We start from the raw sequence: 11,451 nt of genomic DNA, 5'->3' as shown, positions 1-11,451 counted from the left end.
TCGGCAAACTCATCTGCTGGGGCAAAAACCGCGACGAAGCCATCGCCCGCACCATCCGCGCCCTCGACGAACTCGTCATCGAAGGCATCACCACCACAGCACCCTTCCACAAAAAAATCCTCGAAACCGATCAATTCGAAAGCGGAAATTTCAACACCGCATTCGTTGCCCAGTTCCTGGAGACAGAACGAGCAGCAGGAGAGCTCGCACTGCTCCAAACCTAGATTGGCGGACACCGCTGACAGTGACAGGGGCCGCAGACTGCGCACTGGGCAGCACGAGGCAAACCACCTCGTGCTGCCCAGTTGTGGGGTCTTGGGTGTCTTTGTGAGCCAGAACTCCTTTGCATGCACTATGAGCAGCCCATCAAAGTTTGGCTGACGCTCAGTATGACCTGGATTATGGCCTAGCTACCGACTGATCGGTACCACGATTTCGAACCACACGACAAGGGACCGCAGCGTTTGACCCGGCAACTAAGACCGTCTCTAGACGGCCGGTATCCCGAGTTGCCAATGCGATGCACACCGAAACATGCGATGCCTTAACTATCGTCCTGACTAACCTTTGCCGTCCGGTTAGGAGGGGTATGGGCCGGGGGACCGGGACCGGAATCAACGAGAACAACTGACATCGCACGACTACAAAGGAATCTCTTCCATGGCATTTAACCTCAATGTCGAGCAGCCACCAAGGGCAGCCAGCGCAGCCTTTATCAGACGACGCTCTATGATGGCCAGTACGGTCGGCAACGTCTTGGAATGGTACGAGTGGAGCGCCTATGCGGTGTTCGCGCCCTTCATTGCGAAGGCAATGTTTAATTCAAGCGATCCCGTCTCTGCATTGCTGTCAACCTTGGCGGTATTCGCTGTTGGTTTCCTCATGCGACCACTCGGCGGCATCGTCTTCGGACGCATTTCCGATGTGAAGGGCCGCAAGTTCGTTCTGATAACAACGATGCTCATGATGGCAGGCGGGTCGTTGCTGATTGGTCTAATGCCAACCTACGGTCAGATTGGCGTTGCAGCTTCCGTTCTGTTGCTTCTCGCCCGCGTTGCCCAAGGATTTGCGCATGGCGGTGAATCTGCAACTGCCAACACATACATTGCAGAGATCGCACCCCATAACAAGCGAGGTCAATGGGGCTCAATTGTATTCGTGGCAATCTTCGGCGGATCTGTCCTAGCCTTTTCAATCGGCGGCGGGGTCACAAATGTGCTCTCCAACGCGGAAGTTGCCGAGTGGGGATGGCGTATTCCGTTCCTCTTCGGCGCCGTACTCGCTCTTGCCGCACTGTACATGCGCCGGGGCATGAGTGAAAGCGAAGTCTTCGACGGACAGCAGGAAGCGCAGGCCGTCTACACTGTGCCGCCCGTGGACCGCAAAAAGGTCGTGCGGTCCATTCTGATGATGATCGGCATGACATCCGGAATCACAGCAGCTCACTATACCTGGACGTCGTATGCGTCCACCTATGCGATCACCAGGCAGGGCATGGATGCCGAAGGAGCCTACTGGGTTACTGTTCTCGCGCAATTGATTGCACTGGTCTCGCTGCCTCTTTGGGGCAGGTTGTCCGACAAGATCGGACGCCGCCCTGTCCTCATCGGCTTCGCACTCGCGATGATCATCGCCCAAATCCCACTGATGAGCATGATCAACTCCCAGCCCTGGACGCTGTTCGTAGCTTCCACGACGGCGCTCCTCATCGTGGGCGCTTCGGGCGCCCTGCTCGCGTCCGTTCTTTCTGAAGCATTCCCCACCAGGATCCGGACGCAGGGCATCGGTTTCGCTTACTCATTCTCGGTTGCAATTTTCGGCGGCACTGCACCTTATCTCAACGCACTTTTCAACAGCTGGTCTCTGGGCTGGATGTCGAATGTCTACATAATGATCCTTTGTGCTATGACGGGCCTCGTGGTCTTCAAACTGCGCGAGACCAAAGGTATCGACTTGAAAGACGCCTAGCAGCTCAGTTCGATGGCATCTGCCCGTTGGCTTCCAGCTAAAGGGGCAAATGCTTTTACGACGATACGCTGCGGTGAAGCTTCGGACCTGGTGAGTGTGTACAACAGGGAAGCCTTCCCGCCTTGATATAGCACGGACAGTTAGCCCCCGCGTTGAAGCCTTCTCGAAGTAACCCGTACTAGCCGTGACGCCGGAATCGTGGCTGAAAGGATATCCATGTCACACAATCCCATTGCCAGCCAGCGGGCCGAGCTGCACGCCTCCGGTCGGCGCCCCATGCTGTTGCCGCGTGACCTTGGGCTTATTGCCCTATTTGCGGCGCTCATAGCAGCCCTGGGATTTGTAGCCGTTCCAGTTGCAGGCCTTGCAGTGCCGATTATCCTGCAGAACTTGGGCGTGTTCCTGGCTGGCGCCGTTCTTGGTGCGCGGCGGGGAACGCTGACCATCGTGACCTTTTTGGCTCTGGTTGCAGCAGGTCTCCCGCTGTTGTCCGGAGGCCGAGGAGGGATCGGCGTGTTCATGACACCGTCGTTGGGTTATCTGCTCGGGTGGGTCGTCGGCGCCTTCGTTATCGGCTTTATTACGGACAGGATCCGGGCTGGAAAGCGCTATCTTCCGAAGGTTCTGACCGCCATCCTGCTCGGTGGAGTACTGGTCATTGACCTGCTCGGGGCGCTGGTGTCGCCCTTGTTTACCGGCCTGGATCTGGGCGTCACGCTAATCGGTTCGGCGGTATTCCTTCCCGGAGACATCGTCAAGGCAGTACTGAGCGCGTTGGTAGCAGCCGCAGTACACCGCTCCTATCCGCTTCCGCCTCCAGGTATCCGGCGAGGCGAAAGCGCGGTCTAGGGTCGCTTTGGGCAGCCGGAAGGATCTGCGTGCATGATTTCACTGCAAAACGTCAGCCATGACTTCGACGGATTTCAGGTGCTCCGGGAGGTAAGCCTCGAACTTCACGAGCATCGGATCGCCTTCATTGGCGCCAACGGCAGCGGCAAATCCACGTTGGCCCGGACGCTCAATGGGTTGTTGGTCCCGCGGCGCGGATCCATCACAGTGGATGGTGTTGATACGCGCAAGGACGCTGCCCGGGTTCGTCGCAGGGTCGGTTTCATGTTTTCAGATGCCAATCACCAGATCATCATGCCCTCTGTTGCCGAGGACGTCGCTCTGGGGCTACGCGGACGAAAACTGTCCAAGCTGGAAAAGGCCGACATGGTGGCCGAGGCCCTGGACCGTTATGGGCTATCGGGACTTGCTGCTCACTCACCGCACCTTCTTTCCGGCGGGCAAAAGCAAATGCTCGCCCTGGCCTCCGTCCTGATCACCGATCCGGAGATCCTGGTCTGCGACGAACCAACTACCCTGCTTGATTTGCACAATGTCGAAATCTTCCTCGATACCGTCCGTGCCTTGAGCCAGCAGATCGTCCTGTTGACACACCACTTGGAAATCATTGAGGATTTCGATCGGGTCATTGTCATGGACCGGGGGCAGGTTCACTTTGACGGCTTGCCACGGGAGGCCGTGGCCACTTACCGGCAGCTGATCGGCTCTCGTCAAAAGAAGAACATTTACCTATGATGGGCCTCTACGTCGACGGAGCTTCCGTCCTGCACCGGACGCCAACGTCCGTCAAATTCCTGCTGCTGTTTCTGATTCTCGCAGGTGTTTTTGTCCTGGAGAATCTGTATGCTCTAGCCGGAATTCTGCTGTCCAGCCTGCTGCTCTACCGGATCGCCGGCATCAGGTTGCCGTTCGCCTGGGCAACGGTCCGACCCGTGGTCCCTTTCATAGTGCTTACGGTCGCAGCCCAGATGCTTTTCAGCACTCTGCAGCGTGGGGCAGTGTTCGGGGTCCGGATACTCGTTGCCGTTCTGCTGGCAAGCCTGCTGACATACACCACGCGCAGCAGCGACATGCTGCACTTTTTCGGTAAAGTTCTTGCACCGTTGCGTCATATCGGTGTCAGCCCCTGGCGGGCCAGCCTGGTGCTGTCGCTAACCGTGCGCGCGGTTCCGATTCTGTCATCGTCCATAACCACGGCGCGGGAGGCATTTCTGGCCCGCGGTCAAAAGGCTGCAGGCTATGAAATCGTGGTGCCCGTTATCGTCGGGCTAATCCAGTCTGCTGAAGCCATCGGCGATGCCATCTCAGCCCGAGGTCTCGAATTCGACGTTTCTGAGACCTGATCCTCGGATGGGACGTCAAAATAGAGATGGGCATGATTCCCGCATGCTTCGTTGAACTCCGCCTCGCACGACCGGCAGTGGGTGCTTGCACGGTACTCGGCAATGGTCAACTCTGCCCGGCAGACGCCGCAGAGAATGGCGCGCTCACGCCATTGATCCTCCGGCCACACCTGTGCGGGGTGGCCCGAACACTCTTCATGGCACCGGAAGCATGGATAGTACTTTCCGCAGCAGCGAAATTTGATGGCGATGATGTCCTTATGAGTCCGGTAATGGACACAGCGCGTCTGTTCATCGACGGGTTTCCCGTAAACCTCCATGGAGTCCTTCCAATAGTCTGACGGTGTACGAACTGTTGCGCGCACCAATTTCCGACGAACGCGAAAGCCCCGCGATTAGTACCTATCTTACTTTTCGATGCCTGCACGGGGCGTGCTACAGCGCCTGCGAAGAAACGCTCCCAGCCCCCCCGGTTCCATCGCCTGGTTCGTTCAACTTCGCACTGCGGGCCGAGCCACCCCGACCTGCCATCCTAGGGAAAGCCAGCGGGAGCCGGCCAACGTTTATTGATGGACGCCTTCGGCGTGAATGGCCACCACCTTGATGGCCTGGCCACAAGCAGGGCGGTGGGCTCGTGCTCCTGGCGCCATTCCTGCCTTGGGCGCGTTCGACTATCAGGTCTTCGGCCATGCCGTGGGCGGGGGAGGCCCGGTGGGGGATGGACGCTCCTTGTTAGGGTTGAAGTTTTCGCTTTAGGTGTCGGCGGTTCCGGTTGGTGCCGGACTCCTTTTGAGCCGACGCCCGACGGCGCCGCTCAACCTTGGATGCCGGCGGTCACCTCGACGGTGAACGGTCGGCCTAGGAGACTGCTGAATTAGTCGCGGGTGTGGGCGCGTCGGCTGGGCTGGTGGGCTTGGTGGTTAAGACTGGGTTTATGCAGGGACGCGAGGACGCGCAACGCGGGTATTTGGATGTGGAGGCGCTGGCCGGGGAGTTGTTGGCTCCGGGCAGTGTCTTCGCATTTTTGGCCAGGCATCGTGGGCGGTTGTTTCCGGATTCGATGATGGAGGACCTCTTCCCGTCGCGGCGGGGCCGGCTTTCGGTTCCCGCGTCGGTGATCGGGTCGGTGCTGGTGCTGCAGGCCTTGCAGGGGCTCTCGGACCGGGAAACAGCCGAGGCATTGACCTTTGATCTCCGGTGGAAGGCCGCGTGCGGGTACGGGTTGACCGACACTGCGTTTCACCCGAGCACGCTGACGTACTGGCGCAGGCGTCTGGCTGGGTCATCCAATCCGCACCGGATCATGGAGGCCATCGCCGAGGTTGTTGCCGAGACCGGGGCCTTGAAGGGCAAGCGGCGAAGGGCGGTGGACTCAACTGTCCTGGACGATGCGGTCGCGAGGCAGGACACCATCACGCAGCTGATCGTCGGGATCCGCCGGTTCGGCCGTGACATCCCCGGCGGCCAGGAACTCGTGGCCGCCCACGCGAGAGGGTATGACTACACCCGCTCGGGCAAGCCCGACATCGCCTGGGACGACCAGGCCGCCAAAGACGGGCTGATCTCAGCCCTGGTCACCGATGCCCTGGCGCTGCTGGCCGCGGTTGGTCCCGAAACGCTCGAGGCCAAGGCCGCTGATGCCTACGCGTTGCTGGCCCTGGTCGCCGGGCAGGACGTGGAACCGGCAGAGGACTCCGACGGGACCGACGGGCGGTGGCGGATCGCCCGTAAAGTCGCCCCGGACCGGATGATCTCCACCGTTGACCCGGACGCCCGGCACGCGCACAAGACCCAGTCCAGGCAGCAGGACGGATACAAGGCCCACATCGTGATCGAATCGGACACCGGACTGATCACCGCCGCGGAACTGACCAAGGCCTCCGGGCCGGAGAACAGCGACGGCGCCGTCGGAGCCCGGCTCCTCACCCGGGATCCTACGACCGCCGGCACGAGCGTCCAGGTCCTGGCCGATTCGGCCTACGGCAGCGGGGACGTGCTCGCCGCCCTCGAGTCCGCAGGCCATACCCCGGTGATCAAGCCCTGGCCGCTGCGCCCCACCGTCGAGGGCGGGTTTACCCTCGATGACTTCACCGTCGATGAAGCAGCCGGCACCATGACCCGCCCGAATGGGCTCACCCGCAAGATCACCGCCAAACGCCGGGTCACGTTCGGTGCCGCCTGCACCGCCTGCCCGCTCCGGGCCCGGTGCACGACCTCCCCGCGCGGACGCAAAATCGTTCTCCACGAACACGACGCGCTGCAGCGCCAACACCGTCAACGAGCCAAGAACCAGGCCTTCCAGGACGACTACCGCACGCACCGGCCCATGGTCGAGAGGTCCATCGCGTGGCTCACCCGCGGCAACGGACGCGTTCCCCACCACGGAATCAAACGGAACAACGCCTGGCTCCAACTACGAATCGCAGGACTGAACCTCCGACGCCTCCTCAAGCTCGGACTGACCAGCGAACAGGGATCCTAGGCCATCGCCTGAACCCCGGAGCCACGGACCAGGACTCTCAAACCCAGCCAGGACAAAACCACTTCCCGGTCAACAGGCATCAGAAGCCCAGAACCGACCCCAAAATGCTTCAGCCCCAGAACACCAAGCCACAACGGGAAGGGCTGGCCCCGGCAAGTGAACGCCCGGACCAGCCCCATGAAGCACTTAGTTCAGCAGTCTCCTAGGGCGTGTCTCCTAAACCCCGGTTGGTTTAGCCGGGATGCTTGATGGGTGTCTCGTACTTCTGTTTTGACTGATGGGCAGTGGGCCCGCATTCAGCCGTTACTGCCGTCTTCTGCCGGCCGGCGGGGCCGTCCTTTCCGGGACGACCGCCGAGTGGTCGAGGGCATCATCTACCGGTACCGGTGCGGTATCGCCTGGCGCGATGTGCCCTCCGAGTTCGGTCCGTGGCAGACCATTTGGAAGCGCCACCGCCGCTACAGCGGTGACGGAACCTGGGACAGCATCCTGGCTGCACTGCTGACCGTCGCGGACTCTCAGGGTGAAGTGGACTGGTCGGTCTCGGTCGACTCGACGGTCAACCGCGCCCACCAGCACGGCACCAACCTTCCCCGCGCCACAGGGGGCCGGCTCGAATTACATGAATCTGTTTGCTGAACCGGACGACCATGCCATTGGCCGTTCCCGTGGCGGACTGAGCACTAAAATCCACGCTCTGGTCGACGGCAAAGGCAGGCCCCTGGTGCTGCTGGTCGCGCCAGGCCAGGGCGGAGATGCTCCGATGTTCGCCCACCTCATGAACCAGTTGAAGATCAACCGGGCCGGTCCGGGCAGGCCACGGACCCGCCCGGACCGGATCCGTGGTGACAAGGCCTACTCGTCCAGCGCCATCCGGGCCTACCTCCCGGATCCCGGCATCGTCGCTGTCATCCCGCAACCATCCGACCAGATCGGTCACCGGAAGCGACGAGGCTCCACCGGAGGCAGACCGCCCGCCTTCGACAAAGAGGACTACAAAGCCCGGAACGTCGTCGAACGAAACTTCAACACCTTCAAGCAATGGAGAGCCCTGGCAACCCGCTACGACAAACTCGCCCTTACCTACCGCGGCGGAGCGGTTCTCCGGGCGATCAGCATCTGGCTGACAGCTTTAGGAGACACGCCCTAGATGAGTAAGTCCTAAACGGGCTTATTGCAGAACAGACCCCCGTGCGCTGGCGCCGGGAGTCTGTTAATTGCTGGCGGAGGGTGTTAAACCCTTGGTGTGAACAATGAACTCAACACCCTCCTGACCACACTCTATGTCTTCCTGACCGACCGTGTCCTGCCGGACCTGGGCTATTCATGGGCCGCCCGGCCGGGCCGAAAGGTCCAGCTTGATGACGCCGAACTGCTCTGCCTGGTCGTGGCCCAGCACTTGCTCCACGGCTCGTCCTCGGAGTCGCGCTGGATCCGCTACGCCAGAGCTCATTTGCGCGGTCATTTCCCCCAGATCCCGCACCAGTCCGGCTACAACAAACGCGTCCGGGCGGCAGGACCGCCTCGCTTCGGCAGGTTCGGCGGGATCCGCCAATGGATCGAATCCATCTTCGACACCCTGAAAGGCCAGCTCGGCCTCGAACATCACGGCGGACGCACCGTTGAAGGCGTCTACGCCCGGGTCGCCTCCAGACTCCTCGCACTCGCTGCAGGGATCTGGCACAACTGGCACACCAACACACGCCGCAAACGCTCGCTGACCGCCTACGACCACTAACTAAACCCCCGGAATCAATGGGAATTAATCATCTAGTGGTTGCTCATGCAGGAATCTTCAACTTTGACATCAGGGCGGTCATCGCGGCTCGGACTCCGGTGCTCAGCGTTGGCTCGATCACCGGAGCGAAGAACGGGGAGTGATTGCCGGCTGGAGCATGCTCTCCGTCGAGCACCTCTCGGGGGTGCCCGCCAAAAAACCAGTACACACTCGGGACGCCGATGGACTCTGCCAGCAAACCGAAGTCCTCGCTGGCCATGACCGGGGGTGTCTCGAAGACCGCGTCCTTCCCCAGAACTTCCTGCAGAGCTGTCATCAGGTCCTCGGCGGAGGAGGGATCGTTGTAGCACTGCGGGAAGCTTGAGATTTCCTCGATAGCAGGCTCCGGGGCACCTGAAGCCGCAGCCTCGGCGCTGATGATGCGTCGCAGCGAGCGGAGAACCAGATCCCGCACGTCGTGATCAAAGGTCCGGACGTTGAGCGTGAATTCAGCGGAGGCCGGGATGATGTTTTCCTTCAGCCCGCCATGGAACGTCCCGATGGTGACCACGGCCGACTTCATCGGATCCAATTGGCGCGAGACGATCGTCTGGATTCGGACCACCATGTGGGCGCCCAGCACGATCGGATCGATCGACTGCTCTGGCTGTGATCCATGTGACTGTTTCCCGTGCACCGTGACTTTCCACGAGTCTGCCATGGCCATGGCGACGCCTTTGCTGAGATTCACAGTGCCGGCAAGTCCGGGCCATACGTGCTGCCCGTAAATAATGGTTGGTCTAGGCGCCTTGTCCCACAACCCGTCCTCCACCATCGCCCTGCCCCCGGCGGCGGTTTCCTCCCCAGGCTGAAAGATAAATACGGCGGTACCGGCCCAGGTGCCACGGTTCTCGGTCATGAGCTGGGCGGCAGTTAGCCCGACAGTGATGTGCGTGTCGTGGCCGCAGCCGTGCATTACCGGGACCACACTGCCGTCTAACATCGTGCCTGTTGTTGTGCTCGCAAAGTCCAGCCCGGTGTCTTCCTGGATGGGCAGGCCGTCAATGTCTGCACGGTAGCCGACGACGGGGCCGGTACCATTGCGCAGGATGCCGACAACCCCGGTGCCGCCGCATATGAATGTCTCGAGTCCCAAGCGGTCCAGCTTTTCCCCGATGTATTCGGCGGTGCGCGTTTCCTGCATGGACAACTCGGGGTTGGCGTGCAGGTACTTATAGATATCACGCATTCCGGTGACGTGACCGGCTGAGAGGCCGAATGCGTCAGTCGTGATGGTCATGAAGTCCTTTCACGGGTGCGGGGAGCACTGCCTACTCGACAAGTGTGTACCACTGGCACCCCTCGGTATTAATCCCTTGCATATTCATAATGCTGCTGCAGCTTAGAGACCGTTGACAATACCCGCTTTCTACCAGACTGACGCCCCGGCTGGGGCTGCCCCCGGTTCTCGTTAAGATCTTGATCTCGCGAGCAAGTGCTCGTGGAAGGATGTTGGAACACGGGCGGGGTTATGGGGGGTAGTTCCGCCAGAATATTGTCGATGTGGTCCGAAACGAGAAAACACATAAATCCGCGAGACGGTCAAGCCTCCCCGCCTCTTTCATTGGCGGTGCCGTGCGCGAACATGCGTCAACTCTAGTGACACTAACCAACCGAATGCGTCAAGTGTAATGAAAACACGTCGGTGAATTTGCCGAGTCAGTGCAGGCGCGTCGTTTTCCATCGACAGAACAATTCCCCAGCAGGCGGGAGTTCTCGCATTCACTTCTAATCCCGTTATTTAAACGCCTGTGAGGCGTTTGCGTGAAGCTGTCCTTCATCTGATGAACCTGTGAGCGGAGTTCGTAAAAGGCGCCGGCCCCGAGCACGTCGGCAACGCGAGTTGCGTCTGTGTCCTTTCGGGGATCAGTCGAAGGGCAGTGCTTTGTAGGCGGTGTTCTTGTTCATGTTCCAGCCGGCGACGAGGCCGGAGCCGATCATTTGGTCGCTGAGGCGGGCGAGGTGGTAGGCGGGGTCGTTGTCGAGGGCGAGTTGGAGGAATTGGTGGGCTTTGCTGCCTTTGCCTTCCCACCAGTTGATGTAGCCGATGGCTGTGAGGACAGGCGCGGCGTGTTCGGCACTGGTGCGGGTGTAGGCGTGCAGGAGGAGTTGTTGTGCCCATTCGATGCGTGACCACCTGGGGGCGCTTTCGGTTTGGGCGAAGAGGATGTGCTGCATGGGCTCATCTACACCGGGGATGTCTGCGATGAGCCGGTCCCGGATTGCGGGGAACTGGAGATTCGCGATCAGGGCGTGGCAATCGTCGTCGCTGGGAAATGTTGTGGAATCGAGCATGTCACCCCAGAGTTTCCTGCCTTGCTGGAGCGCGGTGTCGCTTTGCTGGAACCTGATCGCTTCCATGTGCCGTTCGACGGCGGCCGCTTTGGTTTCTGCCTCGCGGGTGGTTGGGAGGGTGATGCGGTCGGTGGGTTCGATGTAGCTGCCGCGGTAGATGAATTCGGCGTTGATGGCGCTGGTCTGGGTAGAGCTGACGGGCAGGGCGAGGCTCGTGCCGGGTTCGCCGTCGTAGGGGGAGAAGGTTGTGTCGCCTACGCAGAGGCCGTCCCGGATGGTGATGCCTTGTTCGGCGAGGACGCCGGTGAGTGCGGCGATGGTGGCGGCGTGGGGTTTGCCTGACCCGTGCTGGGAGGGTTCGCTGGTGTAGACGGCGAAGAGTACTGATGTGGCGGTGGTGTCGCTGGTGAGGTAGTGGGCGACGGTCCTCGCGTAGGAGAGTTCCTGGCCGGTTTGGCGGGGAAGGTCGATCCGGAGGGTGGCGCCGATGCTGTTGTCGTTCAAGGTGATGCAGACGAGGCTTTCCTGGGGCCAGAAGCCGAGTGTGTGCCCGATGAAGCTGAGGACATCCGATGGTGTTTTGATCGTGAGCTTTTCCATGATCCCGTGTTTCCCTTTCACCCTTGCGATTGCGTTTGTTCTGCGGTTGTTGGTTGTGGGCGTCGTTCTGGTAGGGGACCATCCGCTGGGTTGAGGGGCCGGAGTGCAACTTGGGGGACCGGCGCCGGGACTGAAAA

10 protein-coding genes and 1 pseudogene are annotated in these 11,451 nt (G+C 60.7%); 8 read left to right on the top strand and 3 right to left on the bottom strand.

Annotated elements, in window-relative coordinates; all coding sequences use genetic code 11:
• From AC5RU7_RS18165 to AC5RU7_RS18145, 5 genes and pseudogenes are all read left to right on the top strand, one after another.
• Positions 1-224: pseudogene (locus tag AC5RU7_RS18165) on the top strand (acetyl-/propionyl-CoA carboxylase subunit alpha); the annotation flags it as partial.
• A 436-nt stretch (positions 225-660) separates the two neighbouring features.
• Complete coding sequence (locus AC5RU7_RS18160) at positions 661-1,968, top strand: MFS transporter (RefSeq protein ID WP_494053407.1); 1,308 nt, start codon at positions 661-663, stop codon at positions 1,966-1,968.
• A 216-nt stretch (positions 1,969-2,184) separates the two neighbouring features.
• A complete protein-coding gene (locus AC5RU7_RS18155; protein ID WP_494053406.1) occupies positions 2,185-2,817 on the top strand; it encodes a biotin transporter BioY in 633 nt (210 codons plus the stop codon).
• Positions 2,818-2,850: 33 nt separating this feature from the next.
• Entirely contained in the window at positions 2,851-3,552 is a 702-nt protein-coding gene (locus AC5RU7_RS18150) for an energy-coupling factor ABC transporter ATP-binding protein (RefSeq protein WP_494053405.1), read from the top strand.
• Positions 3,549-4,160 carry an energy-coupling factor transporter transmembrane component T family protein gene (locus tag AC5RU7_RS18145; RefSeq protein ID WP_494053404.1) on the top strand — a complete coding sequence of 204 codons (612 nt, stop codon included), beginning with the start codon at positions 3,549-3,551 and terminating at the stop codon, positions 4,158-4,160. The genes AC5RU7_RS18150 and AC5RU7_RS18145 overlap by 4 nt, the downstream gene beginning before the upstream one ends.
• Here AC5RU7_RS18145 and AC5RU7_RS18140 read toward each other — a convergent pair.
• A complete protein-coding gene (locus tag AC5RU7_RS18140) occupies positions 4,055-4,480 on the bottom strand; it encodes a CHY zinc finger protein (RefSeq protein ID WP_494053403.1) in 426 nt (141 codons plus the stop codon). The genes AC5RU7_RS18145 and AC5RU7_RS18140 overlap by 106 nt on opposite strands.
• A gap of 614 nt (positions 4,481-5,094) precedes the next feature.
• Between AC5RU7_RS18140 and AC5RU7_RS18135 the strand changes: the two genes are divergently transcribed.
• From AC5RU7_RS18135 to AC5RU7_RS18125, 3 genes are all read left to right on the top strand, one after another.
• A complete protein-coding gene (locus AC5RU7_RS18135) occupies positions 5,095-6,642 on the top strand; it encodes an IS1182 family transposase (RefSeq protein WP_494053402.1) in 1,548 nt (515 codons plus the stop codon).
• A 252-nt stretch (positions 6,643-6,894) separates the two neighbouring features.
• Positions 6,895-7,792, top strand: a protein-coding gene (locus tag AC5RU7_RS18130) for an IS5 family transposase (protein ID WP_494053401.1) whose coding sequence is annotated in 2 segments (ribosomal slippage) — positions 6,895-7,245 and positions 7,247-7,792 — 897 coding nt in all. Because the reading frame shifts where the segments join, the coding sequence is not laid out codon by codon here.
• A gap of 96 nt (positions 7,793-7,888) precedes the next feature.
• The gene (locus AC5RU7_RS18125; protein ID WP_494053400.1) at positions 7,889-8,380 is read left to right on the top strand and encodes a hypothetical protein; all 492 of its coding nucleotides are present in this window, start codon (positions 7,889-7,891) and stop codon (positions 8,378-8,380) included.
• 43 nt (positions 8,381-8,423) lie between these two features.
• Here the strand turns inward: AC5RU7_RS18125 and AC5RU7_RS18120 are convergent, their stop codons facing one another.
• Both AC5RU7_RS18120 and AC5RU7_RS18115 read right to left on the bottom strand, forming a co-directional pair.
• Complete coding sequence (locus AC5RU7_RS18120) at positions 8,424-9,659, bottom strand: amidohydrolase (protein WP_494053399.1); 1,236 nt, start codon at positions 9,657-9,659, stop codon at positions 8,424-8,426.
• A gap of 626 nt (positions 9,660-10,285) precedes the next feature.
• Complete coding sequence (locus AC5RU7_RS18115; protein WP_494053398.1) at positions 10,286-11,314, bottom strand: DUF4192 domain-containing protein; 1,029 nt, start codon at positions 11,312-11,314, stop codon at positions 10,286-10,288.
• Between the last annotated feature and the right edge of the window lie 137 nt (positions 11,315-11,451).

This window comes from Arthrobacter sp. K410C (genome assembly GCF_059090105.1).
Note: the sequence above shows the minus strand (reverse complement) of the source record. Positions and strands in the feature narration are given on the sequence as shown.

Coding starts and splice junctions, on each gene's coding strand:
- AC5RU7_RS18120 (WP_494053399.1), bottom strand. CDS start 9,659: ATGACCATCACGACTGACGCATTCGGCCTCTCAGCCGGTCACGTCACC.
- AC5RU7_RS18155 (WP_494053406.1), top strand. CDS start 2,185: ATGTCACACAATCCCATTGCCAGCCAGCGGGCCGAGCTGCACGCCTCC.
- AC5RU7_RS18160 (WP_494053407.1), top strand. CDS start 661: ATGGCATTTAACCTCAATGTCGAGCAGCCACCAAGGGCAGCCAGCGCA.
- AC5RU7_RS18150 (WP_494053405.1), top strand. CDS start 2,851: ATGATTTCACTGCAAAACGTCAGCCATGACTTCGACGGATTTCAGGTG.
- AC5RU7_RS18140 (WP_494053403.1), bottom strand. CDS start 4,480: ATGGAGGTTTACGGGAAACCCGTCGATGAACAGACGCGCTGTGTCCAT.
- AC5RU7_RS18115 (WP_494053398.1), bottom strand. CDS start 11,314: ATGGAAAAGCTCACGATCAAAACACCATCGGATGTCCTCAGCTTCATC.
- AC5RU7_RS18135 (WP_494053402.1), top strand. CDS start 5,095: ATGCAGGGACGCGAGGACGCGCAACGCGGGTATTTGGATGTGGAGGCG.
- AC5RU7_RS18145 (WP_494053404.1), top strand. CDS start 3,549: ATGATGGGCCTCTACGTCGACGGAGCTTCCGTCCTGCACCGGACGCCA.